Genomic DNA, 18,457 nt, shown 5'->3' on the forward strand with positions numbered 1-18,457 from the left:
TTCGTGCCTGGTTGGCTCAGCCCGGGTGCACGACTGGAGTGTCGCCAGCTGATCCGGTGAACGTCTCGCGGTCGATGTTGATGAGCAGCAGGGCTACCGGGGCAATCAGGATCGCGACGCCTGCGGCCCAGAGAAACACCATGGCATAGCCTGCAGAGAGGGCCGACAGCGTCGCGCCACCGGCCGTGGCTGCTGCGGCGATAGTGCTGAACAAGGCGATGCCAAGGGAGCCGCCGATCTGCTGCGAGGCGTTGACCAACGCACTGGCCACACCGGAGTCATCCTTGTCCACGCCGAACAGGGCAAGGTTCTGCATGGGCACGAACACCATGCCCAGCCCGATGCCAAGCAGAAGCAGGGCGGGAAGCATGTTGACGAAGTAGCTGCCCTGGGCGCTGACCCGGGTGAGCCACAGCATCGCAGCCGCCATGAAGACCGGCCCCGCGGCCGTCGGGATTTTGGCCCCCAGTTTCGGCAGGTTCTTCGCGACGAGCGCTGCCGTGATGATTACCGCAACGGTCATCGGCAGCGAAGCCAGCCCGGCGAGGAACGGAGCGAAGCCCAGCACGATCTGGATGTAGAAGTTGATGAACAGGATGCCGCCAATGAGGACAGCGCCGGAAAGGAACGACGCCAGGAAGGCGGCCGCGCGGTTTCGTTCGGTGGCCACGCGCAGCGGCAGGAGCGGATGCCTGACTTTCGTCTCGACCAGGACGAAGAGTGCCAGGAGAACTGCGCCGCCGGCAATGAAGCCCCAGGCTTCGGGGGCACCCCAGCCGTGCTCGGCGTTGGTGAAGCCGTAGACAAGGGATCCCAGGCCGAGGGCTGCCAGAATGACCCCGGGCCAGTCGTACTTGGTGGACCCCTGGGCCTTGCTTTCACTGACCAGGGACCACACGCCGAAGAGGGCGATGGCGGCAATCGGCACATTTACGAAGAAGCACCAGCGCCAGCTCACGTGTTCGGTCAAAAACCCGCCCAGCAGGACACCGGCGGCCGCGCCGACGCCGGTAATGGAACCGAAAATCGCAAACGCCGTGCCGCGGTCCTTTCCGACCGGAAAGGCGACGGTCAGCAGCGCCAAGGCTGCCGGGGCCAGCAGCGCAGCGAACACGCCCTGCAGCGCTCGGGCGCCGATCAGCTCCCAGGGCTGCTGCGCGATGCCGCCGACCAGGGACGCGGAGGCGAAGCCGACGGCGGCCACAAGGAACGTCCGCTTGCGGCCCCAGAAGTCTGCGATGCGTCCGCCGAGCAGCAGGAAGGCGCCGAAGGCCAGCGCGTAGGCCGTGACCACCCAGGAGCGGGTCGAGTCGCTGATCCCCATCTCGAGCTGGAGGCGCGGAAGCGCCAGATTCACGATCGTGCCGTCCAGCACCACCATGAACTGCGCGAGGGCGAGGAACACCAGCGCCCACCAGCGTTTCCCTGGCCTGCTCCCCCGCCGGACGACTGCCTCTTCCAACTGCGTTGCCATACCCATGTCCCATCCTCCAAAGTAGTAATACTTATAAAAGTATAACTATCGGGGGCGACGGGTCATGACCGTTGCAGGGGGTGATGTGGGTTACTCGGGTTCGGAGAGTATCGAGGCGAGGCGCTGCAGGGCCGGGAGGCTGGCGGCAATTTGCTCGCGCTCTTCAGGCAGCAGCCGGGAACTTGCCGACTCCAGCGCCTCCGCCCAGGCACCCTCCAGGAGCGCCTTGATCCGCTGGGATTCGGCCGTGGGGTGGAGGGCGACGTAGCGCTTGTCCGCGGCGTCGCGGATCCGGGTGACGAGGCCGGCGGCGACCAGCTCACGCAGCTGGACGCTGACGTTGCTGAACTGCCGCCCCAGACGGGAAGCGACTTCCGCGACGGTGATGCCGGGGTGGCTTTCGATGACGCGGAGGATTTCCAGGACGCCGTTGGACAGCGGCCGGACGCCGGTGTCATTGTGCGACTTCCGCCGGACGTCGGCGGAGATGTCGATCACGGCGACGGCCAGGGCCCGGTGGTCGACTGCCTCGTCCAGCACTTCGCCTGCGCCAATACTTTCCATTCCATAAGCATAGGCGTCCGTCTGCGAGGGCAGGCTTAGCCCTCGTCGCAGAGCAGGTGATACCAGTTATCGGCGAGCACCTCGAGGGCGTGTTCCCGGTTTGGTTCAAACTTCCGTCGGGTCCAGAGCGTGGCCACGTAGTCGAGCGAGGTGAAGGCCAGGGTGCCGCGAATGTGGTGCGTCTCCTCCGGGAAGCGCCCTGCCAGCTCCATTCCGCGCACGAGGTCCGAGATGACCTCTTCATGCCATCCCTCGACCAAGGCGCGCACTTCGCGATCGATGGCGGCGGCCTCCTCGAGCACGTCGAGGTACGGGCGGAAGACCGGCCAGAGCGCCGCCCGCGACTCCAGCCAGGCCAGGATGCCCGCCAGTTCGCCCGCACGCACGACGTCGACGAGCTCGGCCGCGGTCGATCCCCGTTCGGGGCCGGCCGCGCGGTCCAGTACGGCGTTGACGCGGGCCATGAAGTCCCGCATCAGGTCGCTGCGCGTGGGGTAATAGGCGTAAAAAGTCACCCGGGTGGTACCGGCCGCAGCGGCGATCTCATCGATCGTCGTCGCGGCGTAGCCCTTCTCGGTGAAGAGCTCCAGCGCCCGTTCGACGATCACGTCGCGGGTCAGCTGCTTCTGGGCTTCTCGCAACGACGACATGGATCAATCCTAACGGTGTTGTGCGGCGTCAGGTTAGAGCGGGCGCGCCGCACGCAGCGCGGCCGGACCGGCGTCGGCGAACCGGCGCAGCTTGGGGACGGGGATTCGGTAGTTAAGCGCGGCGGCGGTGCCGGAACCGTCCGTGTTGTCCCAGCGAAGCAGCATCGAGCCCGCGCCCCCGCCGGGCTCGCAGTAGTCGGGAGGCCCGACAGCCGGCGCGAAGCCCGCCGACTTGAGCGAGAGGCCGAAGCCCTCCGTCCAAAAGTAGGGCTGGAAGTCGAACTCGGGCGCCGCGTCACCCTTCAGGAGGCCGACGCCGGCGACCCTGGCCTGGTCGATGGCGCTGGTCCAGAGGGGCACCCGTTCCACCCCGCGGCGGGTCGGGAAGGACGCCACATCGCCGGCGGCGACGATGTCCGGCCGGAGCCTGCCGCGCGAATCGACCCGCAGCTCTCCGTCGACGAGAAGGTTCGAGCCGGCGAGCCAGCCGATGTTCGGCTCATCGCCGATGGCGGTGACCACCAGGTCAGCCTCCAGCACGGTGCCGTCGGCCAGGACGACCTTTGCCCCGGCACCGTGATCGACAAGCCGGGCCTTCCCGCCGCCAACCACGCGCAGTCCGCGCCGGATGGCGGCGGCGGTGAAGATGTCCGCCAGATGGTCGCCGAGCTGACGCGCCAGGGGCTTGCCGTCGGAGACGAGGGTGACCTCGCAGCCCACGTGCACGCAACCGGACGCGACCTCCATGCCCAGCGCTCCGCCGCCGATCACGATAACCGACGGGCGCGATGCGACGCGTTCCTTGAGGAGGATCGCATCCTCGATGGTGCGCAGGGTGAGTTCCCGGTGGGAGCCGTCCCGTTGCGGTCCGGCTGTTCCCTTCTTCTGCGTCTCTTGCGCACCCGCCCCGAGTCGCTTTGCCCGGGAACCCGAAGCGATGACGAGGCCGTCATACGGCAGCTCCCCTCCCTCGTCCAGGCGCACCAGCCGGGCCCCGACGTCCAGGCCCGTGGCGCTGACTCCGAGCAGCTCCGTTGCTTCGTGGGTCGGCTCGGGGAGCACATGGGGTTGGAGTCCGCCGTCGCTGTTCCCGTCGCTTTGCCCGTCGACAGCGTGCAGCAGCGCCTTGGAGAGGGCCGGCCGGCTGTAGGGCTGGTGGCGCTCCGCGCCCACAACGGTGAGCTCGCCGTCGAAGCCGGCCGAGCGCAGTGAGTCGCAGGCCGTGAGCCCGGCGATGCCGTTGCCGACCACCACGATCTTTCGCATCGTCATGCCGCGGCCAATCGCAGTGCGGCAACCGGGCAGACCCTTACCGCCGCCTTCGCGGCGTCCAGGTCAGCCCCTTCCACGTCCGGGACGTCGAGTACCAGCTCGCCTTCATCGTCGAGGTGCATCAGCCGGGGCGCGGCCTCTTCGCAGAGGCCGTGACCCTCGCAGCGCGGCCGGTCAAGTTCGATCCTCATGCTGCCACCACCTTGGCGACCTGGAGCGACTCGAGGCTCCGCGTGATGTTGCTCGGCTCCCGGACCTCATCGGAGATCGTCAGCGTTCTCACCCTGCGGGCAAGCGCCTCAATAATCGCATGCGCTTCCAGTTTCGCCAGGCCCTGGCCGGCGCAGCCGTGCGGTCCGTAGCCGAAGGACAGGTGGTCCACCGGGTTCCGCATCACGTTGAAGGTGTCGGGATCCCCGTAGTGCCGCGGGTCGCGGTTGCCGGCCCCAAAGAGGATGCCCACCTGGGCCCCTGCGGGAATCGTGACGCCCTCGATCTCCACGTCGCGCATTGCCTTGCGGCCCCAGATGTGGACCGGGGCCCAGTAGCGCAGCACTTCGGCGAACGCTGCGGGGACCAGGTCCGGGTTCTTCCGGACCAGGTCGAACTGCTCGGGGTGGCGGCCGAACAGCGCAATGATGTTCCCGATTGACGCGATTGTCGTGTCAACGCCCGCTCCCAGGTACTGGTGGATGATGTGCCCCGCAGAACCCTGGGGTATGTCGCCGCGTGTCTCGGCATCGAAAATACCTCGGCCGATCGAGCCAGGCGCCAGGTCTTCTGCGGTGACCGACGAGCACCAGCCGTAGAGCTCGCCGGCGATCGGGAAGCTCTCCTGGGTGCGCTGGTTCAGCGGGCCGAGGACCTGCATCGCGGCCTGGCCCCAGCGCAGCATGTTGTCCTTGACGTGTCCCTGGAAGCCAATGAGGTCGGCAACGATTTCGATCGGGAAGGCCCGGGCCAGGGAATCGATGGCCTCGAAGCTGCCGCTGGCGGCGAGTTCGGCGACGAGCTTGTCCGCCTTTTCGTCGATGACGACTTTCAGGCCGCGGAGCGCCCGGGGGGTGAGGTTTTGGGACAGCGTGGCGCGGAGCTGGGTGTGGACGGGCGGGTCGGAGGCAAGCGAGGTGCCCTGCAGCGCCTCGTTCACCATGGGGTTGAAACCGATGCTGGTGGACGAGAAGGTCTCCGGATCGCCGAGCGCGTCGCGGATGACGTCGTAGCGCGTCAGGACGTAGAGGTCGTTCTTGGGGAGGTGGACCACTGCGGCCTGCTCGCGGAGCGCGGCGTAGGTAGGGTAAGGGTCGACCAGGATGTCGTCGTCCCAGATGTCGATGCCGGATTCGGTGGGTGCAGTCACGGTGTTCTCCTTGCGGAAGGTAGGTGGTCAGGTCAGTGCCGGAGGCCGTCAGGCTTAGACGGCGGCCTCGGCGTTTACTTCGGTGGTCTCGGCGATGGCCTCGGGCGCGGGCGCCGAGGACCGTGCAGAGATGAAGAGGGTGAGAGTGGCGGAGAGGATCGCCGCGATGCCCGCGGTGAGGTATACAGCCTGGAACCCCTGGCCCAGTGAGGTCCCTGCCACACCCTGGATTTGCGGCTGTGCGGCGTTGAGGGCCTGGACCATACCGTCAACCGCCGGGGTGGGCGCGCCGCCGGCCAGTGCCTGGCCGGAGAACTGGGCGATGACCCCGTCCCAGCCGGCGAGGAAGCCCAGCGGCGGCACGTTCGCCAGCCCGCTGACGGCCTCTGCGGGCAGTCCCGCCCCGCCGAGGATCCCGGCAAGGGGACCCGCGAAGGCCGTGGCTCCGATGCCGAAGGCGATGGCTGAGCCGACAACGGGGCCGAGGGCGAAGCCGAGGTCGCGCAGGAGGTTCGTCGTCGCCGAAGCCATGCCGATCTGCTGGGGCGGGACGGTGTTGATGGCAACAGCGGTGACGGAACCGACGGTGAGCGCGAATCCGATACCCAACAGCAGGAGCGGCGGAATGAAGGCCGTCCAAGGCGTGCCGCCGAAGGCCTCCGGAGTGCCGAGGGCGAATGTAGAGAGCCAGAAACCGGAGACTGCCATGAAGACGAAGCCCGCGGTGAGCACCCAGCGCGGTGCTACGTGGTGGATGAGCCACCCCACCACCGGGATGAAGGCGAATGCCGGGCCCTGGATGAAGACGAACAGCACACCGACCTTCCAGGTCTCGGCCAGCGCGAGTCCACTGACGGCGACGCTGGTGCTGAAGCAGATCGCGAGGAAGGCGAACATGCCGGTGACCGCCACAATGCCGGTGATCGAGTAGGCGCTGTTCTTGAACAGCGACAGGTGAATCAGGGGCTGCGCGGTGCGTGATTCGATGACGACGAAGGAGACCAGGAGGATTCCGCCCGCGACGTAGCTTGCAATCACCTGGGCGCTGCCGAAGCCGGCATCAACCGCTGTCACCGTGGCGTAGAGGACGGCGATAAGTCCGAGCGCGAGCGTAATCTGGCCAGGGATGTCCAACTTGCGCCCCTCGGCTGCTGCGGAGTCCTTCGCCCGGAGCGCGACGAGGAGTACGAGCACGGCAATTGCGGCCGCAACCAGGTAGGCCGCCCGCCAGCCGCTGAACCCGTTCGGCGCACCCGGCGCAGCACCCGGCACGGTGAAGAACTGCGCGGTGAAGCCAGCGAGCACTGGGGAGATCACCGCGCCGAGGGACAGGAACCCGGCCCACGTGGCGATGACCTTCGCCCGTGCGCGGTGATCCGGGGTGATCGCGGCGATCATGGACAGCGAGATGGGGAACAGGATGCCCGCCCCAATGCCGCCGACGGCCTGGGCGGCGATCATCATCTCGGTTGTCGGCGCCAGCGCAGCCATGACGGAGCCGACGATGCTGACCCCGGCTCCGATGTACAGAAGCTTCTTGCGTCCGAACAGGTCGCCCAGGAGGCCCCAGCTGAGTTCGAACACGACAATACCCATCAAGAACATGCCCGCGATCCAGGTCAGGCCCGCGCCTGAAGTATGGAATTCCGCGGCGAACGTGCCGCTGAGGGCGCCCGGCAGCGCGTTGGTGATCTGGGCCAGTGTGACCGCGCTGTAGGCGGCTATGAAAGTGGCTCGCACCGAGCTGCGGCTCGGTACCGAAATGGTCTGACTCATCGATGAAACTCCTTTGTTCCGGGTCGATCCTCCGGTGACGCGCCATGACTGGTGCCCTGCCGGAGCAAGAGCCGGCAGGCGGAGGTGGATGTGGCGCTCACCACAGTCTGATATCAATCTTTACGAGATGTCAAGAAAACATACTCAACGTTTGCTTCATGAACGCATCGACACCCAAAGGACGTGTACGGCTCGTCTGTTTTCTTGACACACTGTAAAGAAAGATGTGATGCTGGCTACACCGCAACGGGGCTACGGCACGGTCAGGCACCCCGGCGCCCCTGTATTCAGCACCCGATCTTCAAGGGAGAAGCCAAGTGAGTCACACCACACCCGTCGATAGCGGGGACGCGTTCCTCGCCCCCACCGGGCAAACCGTCAATACGGTATTGGGTCCCGTCCCTGCCTCGGAACTGGGCGTAGTCGCGCTCCATGAGGCCCTATTGTCAGTGGTCCCGGGCGCCCAGTACGCACCAGAGATCTCCATGGACAGGGCACAGATCTTCGAGGCCCTGGCGGCCAAGCTCGCGGACTTCCGCGAGCACGGCGGGCAGACGATCGTCGACAGCACGGGCATGTTCCACGGCCGCGACCTCAAGCTCTACGAGGCGTTGTCCCGCACCACCGGCGTCCACATCGTCGCCTCCACGGGCCTGGGCCCGGAGGAAGAACTCGGCGGATACTTCCTGACGCCGCAGACCAACCCGCCCACCCCGTGGCCGGCCGAAAAGTTCGCCGATCTCTTCGGCAAGGAGGTCACTGAGGGGATGGTGGTTCCCCGGGTCGAGCGCCGCGCCGCCGCCGGCATCGTCGCGACCATTGCCGACCGCGCCGGCATGACCCCGACCGAGGAAAGCCTGTTCCGCGGCTCCGCCCGCGCCGCCAGGAACACCGGCGTCCCGGTCTCTATCCGCTTTGGCGCCGATGTCCTGCACGATCTGGACATCGTCCTGGACGAGCAGCTCGGGGCCGACCGGGTGCTCGTCGGCGACCTCGACCGCAGGGACGCTGCCGGCTCCGCCATCGAGGTGGCCGCCCGGGGAGCCTTCGTCGGCATCGACCATGTGGGCCTGAACGACCACGCGGACTACCTCACCGACCATGGCCGCGCCGAACTGGTGTTCGGGCTCGTCAAGGCAGGCCATGCCGACCGGATCATCCTGTCGGGCAACTCGATCGGCGTTGCCAAAGGGCTGCCGGAGTACAACCTGCCCTACAGCCACGTCCTGACGACGTTCGTGCCGTACCTCAAGGCCCACGGCCTGAGCGACGAAGACGCCCGGCGCATCCTCGTGGATAACCCGCGCAACCTGCTGACCGTGCGCTAAGCACCGCTCGGTCCACACACAACAAGCTTTCGAAACCCTGAGGTGAACGAATGACCAAGGTCAACACCGTGCTGGGAACCATCCCGGCCGAAGAACTGGAAATCGTGGCGGTCCACGAGCACATTGGCTACGGCATGCCCGGGTCCGAACTGGATACCAAGTGGTGGAAGTCGCCGGAGCAGGCTTACGAGGAAACCGTGCCGAAGCTGCGGAAGTTCCGCGAATACGGCGGCGGTACCTTCGTGGACGCCACGGGCATCTGCAACGGCCGCGACGTCGACTACTACAAGTCCCTGTCCCGGAAGACGGGCGTGCACATCGTTGCCTGCACCGGCTTCGTCGGCGGCGACACCGCCCTGCCGCACTTCTCCCGCGCAAGCGTGGACTACCTCACGAAGGTCTTCATCCACGAGATCACCGTCGGCATCGGCAACACGGGCGCCAAGGCCGGCGTCATCAAGGTCGGCGTGAGCCGCGGCGGACGCATGACGGATCTGGACAAGCGCATTTACCGGGCCGCGGCCCGCGCCGCCGTCGTCACCGGCGCTCCGGTCCTGACCCACCTGGCCATCGACCCGGAACCGGCAGTGAACATCTTCAACGAAGAAGGCCTCCCGCTGGACCGCGTGCTCTTCGGCCACGCCGACGACGGCCTGAACGCTCCGGTCACCCCGCACGATTGGATCTACGAGCAGGGCGGCCGCATCGGCTTCGACACTTTCGGCTACGACCTCGAGCTGCCTGATCCACCGTTCTGGGGCCGCAAACGTGCCGAACGCATGGAGCACTTCGTCAACCTCGTGAACAAGGGCTATGCGGACAAGCTCCTCGTCTCGGCGGACGCAAACTGCAGCCCGCTGGGCTGGCCGGGCGTGAAGGGCCACACCATCAACTACATCTTCGAGGACATGATCCCCGACATGCGCGCGGCCGGCATCGACGACGCCACCCTCAAACTTCTGCTTGAGGACAACCCGGCCGGCTTCCTGTCCCTTCACGCCTGACCGGACAGACCCCCACAACTTGCCCGTTCCGCCAGACATGGCCCGGGCCCAGAAAGAGTCAAGAAAGAGATGAAACCATGAAGGCTGAAGACATCAAGAACCTCAAGATCGCCATCGTCGGCGCGGGGTACGGCGGCGCAGCGGCGGCCAAGGCCCTGAGCCTGCTCGGTGCCGACGTCAGCGTGTACGAACAGGCATCCCAGATGCGGGAGGTCGGCGCCGGCATCGGGCTGCGTCCTGCCACCATGCACCGGTTCAGCCAGTGGGGCATCTTCGACACGATCGCGAACGTAAGCTCCCCGAGCGACTACTTCGAAATCCTCACCGCCACGGGTGAGCCGATCATGAAGGACACCTGGCCTGAGTTCGGCGGGCAAAGCCAGACCCACCTCATCCACCGCGGCGACTTCATCGACGCACTCCTGAGCGTGCTGCCGCAGGGCATGGTGCACCTTGGCCACAAGCTGGAGACCATCGAGGACAAGGGCGGCCGCCCCGTCCTGACCTTCACCAACGGCACGACGGTCGAGGCGGACCTGGTGGTCGGCGCCGACGGCATCAAGTCAGTGGTGCGCGAGCAGCTCTTCAGCGACAAAGGCCCGGTGTTCTCCGGCGAACACGCCTACCGCGCTGTGATCTCCGCCGACGACGCCCACGGCATGGTGGTGGACGACAACCTGCGGATGTACATGGGCAGGGGCACGAAGGTCTACCTGCTGCCGCTGCGCCACCGCAACCAGATGTCCTTCGATATCACCGCACTGTGCCCGGACAGCACCTGGGCCCCCACCATCACGAAGGATGACCTCGTGGCGACGGTGGAGGGCTTCGACGAGCGGATCGTCAACATCGCCCGCGGCCTCGACATGGACACCGTCAACATCCGCGCCGTCTACGACATCGACCCGGTCGACACGTGGCACACGGACTCCGTCGTGCTCATGGGCGATGCGGCCCACTCGATGCTGCACCACCAGGGCCAGGGCGCCAACTCGGCCATCGAGGATGCCGGTGCGCTCGCCGATGCCTTGGCGGAGGCCGGCTCTGTCAAGGATGCACTGGCCCTGTTCCAGGCAACCCGCAAGCCGGTAACGGACGAGCTGCAGCGCATCTCGCGTCAGGGGTGGACCGAGGACGAGGTCAATGACGTCTTCCCGGGGCAAAAGCCCACGTCCCAGAAGCCCGCCGCCGTCAACGCACCAGCAGAGTCGAAGGCCTGACTCATGACCATCCATCCCGAAATTGCCAAGATCCTCAGCACCCTGCCGGCGCCCGACGGCTCGCCGCTGAACCCGGGGGCCATGCGCGCCGGCGAGGCCGCGCAGGTTCCCGCATTGGAGGACCGTCTGCCGCTGCACTGCGTCGAGGACGCCACCGCAGTGACGCCATCGGGCGAGGTGCCCGTGCGGATCTACACGCCGGCCGGGGCCGACGCTCATGGGCTTCTGGTGTACCTCCACGGCGGGGCGTTCTTCCTCGGCAGCCTGGACACGCACGACCACGTTGCCCGGGCCCTGGCCAAGGAGACAGGTCATAAGGTCATCTCTGTCGGCTACCGCCTGGCGCCCGAGGCTGCTTTCCCTGCCGGCCTCGACGACTGCTACGGGGTGGTCCGGTGGGCCGCCGAGCAGGGTACGAGCCTGGGCTGGGACGGCAAGAACCTTGCCATCGCCGGCGACAGTTCGGGCGGCAACTTCGTCGCCGCCGTCGCAGCGATGGCCCACGACGACGGGTTCGACCGGATCACCCATCAGGTCCTCTTCTACCCGTCCCTGGACCTGGACTTCGACGTCGACCGCTACGCCTCGCTGCGGGAGAACGCCGAAGGATTCGGCCTGGAGACGGCGGGTCTCAAGCCATTCAACTCCTTTTACCTGGAGAACGGGGCGGACCCGGCGGACCCGCTCGTCTCCCCCATCAAGCGCGATGACCTCACAGGCCTGCCGGCGGCGCTCATCATCACCGCCGAGCACGACCCCCTGCGCGATGAGGGCGAACTTTACGGCCAGCGACTGGCGGAGGCCGGCGTCGTGGCAACCGTCAGCCGCTACGCGGGGGCCAACCACGGCTTCGTCCAGAACTTTTCCTGGATCCCGGAGTTCTACCGGGCCTTCGAGGAAGCAGGCGACTTCCTGAACGCGGGGGCCGGGCAATGACGGGGCCAGTCGCTGTTCATCCCCTGGTCTCGCCGTGGGGCCGGTTCGGGCTCTACAGCTTCTTCATCGACGCTCCCGAACCCGCCATCGTCGACACCGGGATCGCGTCCTCGCCTGCCGAAGGCATGGTCCCGGCACTGGAGGCGATCGGCCGCCGGATCGAGGACGTGCGCTGGATCCTGCTGACCCACGGCCACATCGACCACCTCGGCGGTGCGCACGCCCTATGGGAGCTCACCGGACGGCGTGCGAAGGTCGTGATCCACGAGGCCGACGCGCCTCTGCTGCGCTCCCGGCGCGCGCACGTCGACCAGTACGTGGACGTGCGCCAGCAGTACATCGACAATCCGAATGCCGTCGAGGAGCAGACGAAAGCCGCGAACCACGTCATCTCCGGCGAGATGGAGCCGACCATGCTGGTTAAGGGCGGCGAGACCCTCGCCCTGGGCGGGGACGTCACCGTTTCGGTCCACCACATCCCCGGCCACACGGCCGGGTCCGTCGCCTACGTCGTGGACGGGCAGCAGTCGGTCTTCGTCGGCGACGCCGTGCAGATCCACGGAGCGGCCAACGGCTTCCCCGGCTACGAGGATCCGGCCGCCTACCGCTCAAGCCTGCGGTACCTGCGCGACGACGTCCGCCCGCAACACCTGTACCTGGGCCACCCGTACCGGGGCGCTGACGGCGTGCCGTACGGCGTTGAACTGGACCGTGAGGCGGCCCGGAATGCCCTGCAGGGAAGCCTGGACCTCGAGACCCGAATCGACGACGCCGCCCGCCGGTACCTTCGCGACGGCCTCCAGGAGACGGACTCGCCATACTCGCCCTTCGCCCGCGTCGCTGCAGAACTCGGCTACGCGGGCGACCCCAGCCTCGAGCCGTCCCCGTTCTTCACGACGCTCCACGGCTACCGCACGGCCTTTGACCGCCTGACCAAAGATGAGGAGCTTCGCACCCATGGATGACCTGAAGATGTTGGATGCCGGCGCGGAGAAAATCGCCGTCCGCAAGGACCTCCGGGTCCCGATGCGGGACGGCGTCGAGCTCGCCGCGGACGCCTACCAGGGCACTGAGGACAAACCGCGCCCCGCCCTCGTAGCCCTGAGCCCCTACGGCAAAGAACTGCAGGCGCTGGCCCTCACAACCCCGCCACAGCGGCGCCCCAGCCCGATGTGGGACGGCTGCATCGAGGCCGGCGACATCGCCCGCATCGTCAAGGAGGACTACGTCCACGTCATTGGCGACCTGCGCGGCTCGGGTCACTCCGGCGGCGAACATATCGGCAATTACAACGCCGGTGGCGTGTCGCTTGGCCAGGACGCCTACGACTTCATCGAGTGGGTCGCCGCGCAGCCGTGGTGCGACGGCAACGTCGGCATGGTCGGCATCTCCTATTTCGGCTCCATGCAGGTGCTGGCAGCGGCCGAGCGGCCGCCGCACCTGAAGGCGATCTTTGTCTCCGGCGGCCACTACGACTTCTACGAGACCACCTACCATGGCGGCATCATGTGGTTCATGCCGCGTGCTGCACGCGAGGGCCGCGGCGGCGATTCCGGCTGGGCGTTCACGGACAACGTCAAGTCCCGCATGATCGAGAAGTACTCCCCCGGGGAATTGACGAAGCTGGTTGCCACGCGTCTTGCGGACCCGGACGTGGCCGCCTGGCCGAACCTGGTCCATGTCCTGAACTACCCGAAGAACCACGAGGCCTGGTTCGACATTGTGATGAACGAGCTCGACGGGGACTGGTACGAGGAGCGCAACCCCATCACGCTGGCCTCGAACATCGACATCCCGGTCTACCTGCAGATCGACCAGGGCCGCGGCTGGACGATGGACGGCACGATTGAGCTGTTCAAGGAGCTGAAGGGCCCCAAGAAGCTGGACATCGGCCCGTACCCGCCGATGCAGTCGCGTCCCTTCATCGAAGAACACGACAAGATGTTCCGGTGGTACGACTACTGGATCAAGGGCATCGACAACGGCGTCATGGACGAGCCGGCCGTGAGCGTCTTCGTGGAGGGCTCGCGTGAGCTGGTAACTGCGGAGGCGTGGCCGCCGAAGGACGTCGAGTACAAGTCCCTCTATCTGCGCCCGCGGCACAAACTGTCGACCGAGCCCGAGCTGATGGGCGCGGAGTACGCCGCCCCGGACGGCTTCTACCAGGCGCCGCTGACAGTGACCGACAAGGTGGAGATCATCAGCTGGTCCACCCCTGTCTTCGAGGAGGACACGGAGATGATCGGCACCGGCGCCGCGCACATCTTCGCCGAGATCGACCAGCCGGACACCAACTTCATCCTCCGCCTGTGGGATTACGCGCCCACCGGCGCGCGCCAGCTGATCACCAGCGGATACCTGAAGGCCTCGCACCGCGAACTTGACGACCGCAGCACCGAGGGCAACCCGCTCCACCCGCACACCCGCAGTGTGCCGGTGGAGCCGGGGACGATCGAGGAGTACGTCCTGCGCCTCTATCCGTTCGCGAACACTTTCAAGCCGGGCCACAAGCTCATCGCAGAGCTCTCGAACGGCGAGCCGCTGGCCGACGAGCACAACGCGCTGCTGCCGCCGGATGCCTTCCATCTGCCGGTGGGCCGGCCCGTCACCCACAAGATCTACCGCGACGCCGCCCACCAGTCCAGGCTGGTCCTGCCGTTCACCTCCCGCCAACCGGCGGAGGGCCAACCGGCGGAGGGCCAGCCGGCGGGCGTCCAGGCGCGCTGATGCCGTGCGGCAGCTGACAACACCAGGGCGCAGCCAACAGGCTGCGCCCTGGTGCCGCCTGCTCACTCAGCCAGCAGGAAGCACCAGTTCTCGACCATCAGATCCAGTGAAGTATCGCGGTCCACGGTCCAGCCGAGCCGCATCCAGCGGCGGGAAAAGAACTCCAGCTCGCCGAAGGCCAGCGCGCAGCGGACCCGGCGGCTGGCCGGGTCAAAACGCCCGGCGCTGTCGAGGCCCGCCTGCATGTCGTCGATCGCCGCGTCGAACCACTGGTCCAAAGCCGCCTGGATGTCCGGTTCGCTGGCCGCGGCCTGGTGAGCCGCCACAACATAGGGGCGGATGTCGGCCCACTGGTCAAATTTCCGGGCCAGCCAGACCCTGATCAGCTCGCGGTCCCCGGACTCCACCACCGAATGCAGCGGCGGGACATCGGCCTCCGTCAGCATCTCGTTGGACCGCTCGACGAGCGAGCGCATGAGCTGGGCTTTGGACGGAAAATGCGAATAGAAGGTTGCCCTGGTGGTGCCTACGGCAGCCGAAATGTCATCCACCGTGGTGGCGGCGAACCCTTTCTCCTCGAAAAGCTCCAGCCCCTTGTCGAGGAAAAGCCGGCGGGTCATCTGCCTTTGAGCGTCTCGAATGCTTGCCACGCCCCCAGATTAGTCCCCCGATTCACCGCACTCGTTCACTTGATGCTGTTTTCAGCCACTGAACCGACGTAAGCCGCGAGGTGCTCGCCGGTGAGGGTGGAGCGGGCGGCCACAAGGCTGCCGGGCGTGCCCTCGAAAACGATCCGGCCGCCGTCGTGACCGGCGCCGGGACCAAGGTCGATGATCCAGTCGGCGTGCGCCATGACCGCCTGGTGGTGCTCGATGACGATGACCGATTTGCCGGAGTCGACGAGCCGGTCCAGGAGTCCCAAAAGGTTCTGGACGTCGGCGAGATGCAGGCCGGTGGTGGGCTCGTCGAGGACGTAGACATCACCCTTCTCCGCCATCTGGGTGGCGAGCTTGACGCGCTGCCGCTCGCCACCGGACAGCGTGGTGAGCGGCTGGCCCAGGGTGAGGTAGCCCAGCCCGACGTCGACGAGCCGGTCGAGGATCTTGTGGGCCGCCGGGGTGCGGGCCTCCCCTTCGCTGAAGAACACCGCGGCTTCGGTCATTGACATGGCCAGCACCTCGGCAATATTCCGGCCACCCAACGTGTACTCCAGAACTGCCGCCTGGAACCGCCGGCCCTCGCAGTCCTCACAGGTGGATTCGACCGTGGCCATGACACCGAGCTCGGTGAAGATGACACCCGCGCCGTTACAGGTGGGGCAGGCACCCTCCGAATTGGAGCTGAACAGCGCCGGCTTCACGCCGTTGGCCTTCGCGAACGCCTTGCGGATCGGCTCGAGGAGGCCCGTGTACGTCGCAGGGTTGCTGCGCCGCGAACCCTTGATGGCGCCCTGGTCGATCACCACCACACCGTCCCGGCCGTCCACCGAGCCGTCGATCAGCGAGCTCTTGCCCGAACCTGCAACACCCGTGACGACGCAGAGCACGCCGAGCGGGACGTCGACGTCCACGTCCTTGAGGTTGTGCGTCGAGGCGCCCCGCACCTCGAGCGTGCCGGACGGGGTACGCACGGAGTCCTTCAACCTGGCCCGGTCGTCGAGGTGCCGCCCGGTGATGGTGTCGCTCGCCCGCAGGCCCTCCACGGTTCCCTCGAAGCACACGCTGCCGCCCGCCGTACCCGCGCCGGGGCCAAGGTCAATGACGTGGTCGGCGATGGCGATGGTCTCCGGCTTGTGCTCGACGACGAGCACGGTGTTGCCCTTGTCCCGCAGCTGCAGCAGCAGCTGGTTCATCCGTTCGATGTCATGCGGGTGCAGGCCGATCGTCGGCTCGTCAAAGACGTAGGTGATGTCGGTAAGGGACGAGCCCAGGTGCCGGATCATTTTGGTGCGCTGGGCCTCGCCGCCGGACAGGGTGCCCGCCGGACGGTCCAGCGAGAGGTAACCCAGCCCGATTTCGGCGAACGAGTCGAGCAGGTGCTGCAGGCCTTTCAGCAGGGGTGCGACGGAAGGGGCGTCAAGCTCGCGGATCCATGCGGCGAGGTCGCTGATCTGCATCTCGCAGAGGTCCGCGATGTTCTTGCCCTGGATCTTCGCGGACCTAGCCTCCGGGCTCAGCCGGGTGCCGTCGCACTCGGGGCAGGCCTGGAACGTGATGGCGCGTTCCACGAAGGCCCGGATGTGCGGCTGCATGGCGTCGACGTCCTTGGAGAGCATCGACTTCTGGATCTTCGGGATCACGCCCTCGTAGGTCAGATTGATGCCCTCGACCTTGATCTTGGTGGGCTCCTTGTAGAGGAGGTCGTGCATTTCCTTCTTGGTGAACTTCGCGATCGGCTTGTCCATGTCGAAGCCGGCGCCGCTGAAGATCCGGCCGTACCAGCCGTCCATGCTGTAGCCGGGGATCGTCAGGGCACCCTCGCTGAGCGATTTGCTGTCGTCGTACAACGCAGTGAGGTCGAAGTCCGAAACCGAGCCCATCCCCTCGCAGCGTGCGCACATGCCGCCCAGGTAGACCACATCGCGCACCACGCTCCGCTCGACCCGGCCGCCGGCTTTCTCGGTACTCATCACCCCGCTCGCCTTGCGCGTCGGGACGTTGAAGGAGAAGGCAGTGGGTGGCCCGATGCGGGGCATGCCCAGGCGGCTGAAGAGGATCCGGAGCATGGCGTTCGCGTCGGTGGCGGTGCCGACGGTGGATCGGGGGTTGGCGCCCATCCGCTCCTGGTCAACGATGATCGCCGTCGTCAGCCCCTCGAGGTGGTCCACCTCGGGCCGCGCCAGGTTGGGCATGAAGCCCTGCACAAACGCGCTATAGGTCTCGTTGATCATCCGCTGCGACTCGGCGGCGATGGTGGCGAAAACCAGCGAGCTCTTGCCCGAGCCGGACACGCCGGTGAACACCGTCAAGCGGCGCTTCGGGATCTCGACGCTGATGTCCTTGAGGTTGTTCTCCCGTGCGCCCTGCACGCGGATCAGGTCGTGGCTGTCCGCTTCATGCAGCGCGGGCGGCTGCGTGTCCGTGCTCGTGGCAATGCTCATCGTGTCTCCATCTGTTGGGCGGGGCAGCCCCAAGCGTCCCCGTCGTCGTCGACTGGCTCTATCTAACCAGCTGGTGGCCGGCCCGGCGGTGGCCGGCGGCCACCTTAGATCGGCTGCTGGATGCGGATCAGGTTGCCCGCGGGATCGCGGAAGGCGCAGTCGCGCACCCCGTAGGCCTGCTCTGTCGGTTCCTGGACGACCTCGGCGCCGCTGGCCTGCAGCCGCTCGAAGGTGGCGTCGACGTCCTTGGTGGCCAGGAGGATGCGCGCATAGGTGCCCTTGGCCATCATCTCGTCGATGGTGCCGCGCTCTTCGTCGGTGACGCCGGGATCGGCAGCCGGCGGTTCCAGGACGATGGATGTGTCCGGCTGGCCGGCCGGGCCGACCGTGATCCAGCGCATCCCGCCGTAGCCGACGTCGTTGCGGACCTCGAAGCCGAGGGTGTCCCGGTAAAAGGCCAGGGCGGCGTCGGGATCGTTGTGTGGGAGGAAACTCGCGTGAATGGTGATGTCCATGGACTTCATGCTAGTTGCGGTTCGGGGGCCGGGACTTCTCGATTCCTGACCGGTCTGGTGACCTGTTTCGCGACGCATGAGGGCATCCCTGCGGTTGCCCTGGCTGCCTCGCGCCGGTAGACGCTGGGCGGCACGCCAACCAGTTCGGTGAAGCGGGTGCTGAAGGTGCCCAGCGACGAGCAGCCGACCGTAAAGCAGACCTCGGTGACGCTCAGGTCGCCGCGGCGCAGCAGGGCCATCGCGCGTTCTATGCGCCGTGTCATGAGATAGCTGTACGGCGACTCGCCGTACGCCAGGCGGAACTCGCGGCTGAGGTGCCCGGCGGACATGTGGGCGCCGCGGGCGAGGGCCTCGACATCCAGCGGCTGTGCGTATTCCCGGTCCATTCGGTCGCGGACGCGGCGTAACAGCGCGAGGTCGCGCAAGCGCTGCGCCCGGTCGGGTTTGCTGGTCACAAGTGCGATCGTGCTACGTCGTGCCGGAGTTGTCCAGCCCGGAGGTGTTCCTGAATCTCCGGCCGTTCCATTGTCT

Annotated in this window: 17 protein-coding genes; 6 read left to right on the plus strand and 11 right to left on the minus strand. The window is 66.9% G+C overall.

The window, feature by feature from the left end; genetic code table 11:
• Positions 1–16 precede the first annotated feature (16 nt).
• The 7 genes from AC1DGD_RS03050 to AC1DGD_RS03080 form a co-directional block, all read right to left on the minus strand.
• Entirely contained in the window at positions 17–1,474 is a 1,458-nt protein-coding gene (locus AC1DGD_RS03050; protein ID WP_476855853.1) for an MFS transporter, read from the minus strand.
• Positions 1,475–1,564: 90 nt separating this feature from the next.
• Positions 1,565–2,038: a MarR family winged helix-turn-helix transcriptional regulator gene (locus AC1DGD_RS03055; RefSeq protein WP_476850889.1), complete on the minus strand. Its 474-nt coding sequence runs from the start codon at positions 2,036–2,038 to the stop codon at positions 1,565–1,567.
• Between the two features lie 35 nt (positions 2,039–2,073).
• Complete coding sequence (locus AC1DGD_RS03060; RefSeq protein ID WP_223916318.1) at positions 2,074–2,688, minus strand: TetR/AcrR family transcriptional regulator; 615 nt, start codon at positions 2,686–2,688, stop codon at positions 2,074–2,076.
• Between the two features lie 33 nt (positions 2,689–2,721).
• Positions 2,722–3,960 (minus strand): NAD(P)/FAD-dependent oxidoreductase, encoded by a 1,239-nt coding sequence (locus tag AC1DGD_RS03065; protein ID WP_476855854.1) that lies wholly within the window; start codon positions 3,958–3,960, stop codon positions 2,722–2,724.
• Positions 3,957–4,151: a ferredoxin gene (locus AC1DGD_RS03070; protein WP_476850891.1), complete on the minus strand. Its 195-nt coding sequence runs from the start codon at positions 4,149–4,151 to the stop codon at positions 3,957–3,959. The genes AC1DGD_RS03065 and AC1DGD_RS03070 overlap by 4 nt, the downstream gene beginning before the upstream one ends.
• Complete coding sequence (locus AC1DGD_RS03075; RefSeq protein ID WP_476855855.1) at positions 4,148–5,320, minus strand: cytochrome P450; 1,173 nt, start codon at positions 5,318–5,320, stop codon at positions 4,148–4,150. Before AC1DGD_RS03075 ends, AC1DGD_RS03070 begins: the two co-directional genes overlap by 4 nt.
• Positions 5,321–5,374: 54 nt before the next feature.
• Positions 5,375–7,096: an MFS transporter gene (locus tag AC1DGD_RS03080; protein WP_476855856.1), complete on the minus strand. Its 1,722-nt coding sequence runs from the start codon at positions 7,094–7,096 to the stop codon at positions 5,375–5,377.
• Positions 7,097–7,413: 317 nt separating this feature from the next.
• On the opposite strand from AC1DGD_RS03080, the gene AC1DGD_RS03085 reads away from it, so the two are divergent.
• The 6 genes from AC1DGD_RS03085 to AC1DGD_RS03110 all read left to right on the plus strand — a co-directional run bounded on the left by AC1DGD_RS03085 (position 7,414) and on the right by AC1DGD_RS03110 (position 14,311).
• A complete protein-coding gene (locus AC1DGD_RS03085; protein ID WP_476855857.1) occupies positions 7,414–8,424 on the plus strand; it encodes a phosphotriesterase family protein in 1,011 nt (336 codons plus the stop codon).
• A gap of 50 nt (positions 8,425–8,474) precedes the next feature.
• Positions 8,475–9,428: a phosphotriesterase family protein gene (locus AC1DGD_RS03090; protein WP_476855858.1), complete on the plus strand. Its 954-nt coding sequence runs from the start codon at positions 8,475–8,477 to the stop codon at positions 9,426–9,428.
• Between the two features lie 77 nt (positions 9,429–9,505).
• Complete coding sequence (locus AC1DGD_RS03095; protein ID WP_476855859.1) at positions 9,506–10,648, plus strand: FAD-dependent monooxygenase; 1,143 nt, start codon at positions 9,506–9,508, stop codon at positions 10,646–10,648.
• A 3-nt stretch (positions 10,649–10,651) separates the two neighbouring features.
• Entirely contained in the window at positions 10,652–11,584 is a 933-nt protein-coding gene (locus AC1DGD_RS03100) for an alpha/beta hydrolase (RefSeq protein ID WP_476855860.1), read from the plus strand.
• Complete coding sequence (locus tag AC1DGD_RS03105) at positions 11,581–12,549, plus strand: MBL fold metallo-hydrolase (RefSeq protein ID WP_476855861.1); 969 nt, start codon at positions 11,581–11,583, stop codon at positions 12,547–12,549. The genes AC1DGD_RS03100 and AC1DGD_RS03105 overlap by 4 nt, the downstream gene beginning before the upstream one ends.
• Positions 12,542–14,311, plus strand: a complete 1,770-nt coding sequence (locus AC1DGD_RS03110) for a CocE/NonD family hydrolase (RefSeq protein WP_476855862.1) — start codon at positions 12,542–12,544, stop codon at positions 14,309–14,311. The genes AC1DGD_RS03105 and AC1DGD_RS03110 overlap by 8 nt, the downstream gene beginning before the upstream one ends.
• A gap of 62 nt (positions 14,312–14,373) precedes the next feature.
• On the opposite strand, the gene AC1DGD_RS03115 is transcribed toward AC1DGD_RS03110, so the two are convergent.
• The 4 genes from AC1DGD_RS03115 to AC1DGD_RS03130 form a co-directional block, all read right to left on the minus strand.
• A complete protein-coding gene (locus tag AC1DGD_RS03115) occupies positions 14,374–14,961 on the minus strand; it encodes a TetR/AcrR family transcriptional regulator (protein WP_476855863.1) in 588 nt (195 codons plus the stop codon).
• A 35-nt stretch (positions 14,962–14,996) separates the two neighbouring features.
• A complete protein-coding gene (locus AC1DGD_RS03120) occupies positions 14,997–17,411 on the minus strand; it encodes an ATP-binding cassette domain-containing protein (RefSeq protein ID WP_476855864.1) in 2,415 nt (804 codons plus the stop codon).
• Between the two features lie 104 nt (positions 17,412–17,515).
• Complete coding sequence (locus AC1DGD_RS03125; RefSeq protein WP_476855865.1) at positions 17,516–17,935, minus strand: VOC family protein; 420 nt, start codon at positions 17,933–17,935, stop codon at positions 17,516–17,518.
• Complete coding sequence (locus tag AC1DGD_RS03130) at positions 17,932–18,381, minus strand: helix-turn-helix transcriptional regulator (RefSeq protein WP_223916339.1); 450 nt, start codon at positions 18,379–18,381, stop codon at positions 17,932–17,934. The genes AC1DGD_RS03125 and AC1DGD_RS03130 overlap by 4 nt, the downstream gene beginning before the upstream one ends.
• Positions 18,382–18,457: the final 76 nt, after the last annotated feature.

Source organism: Arthrobacter sp. 05T45 (genome assembly GCF_056395875.1).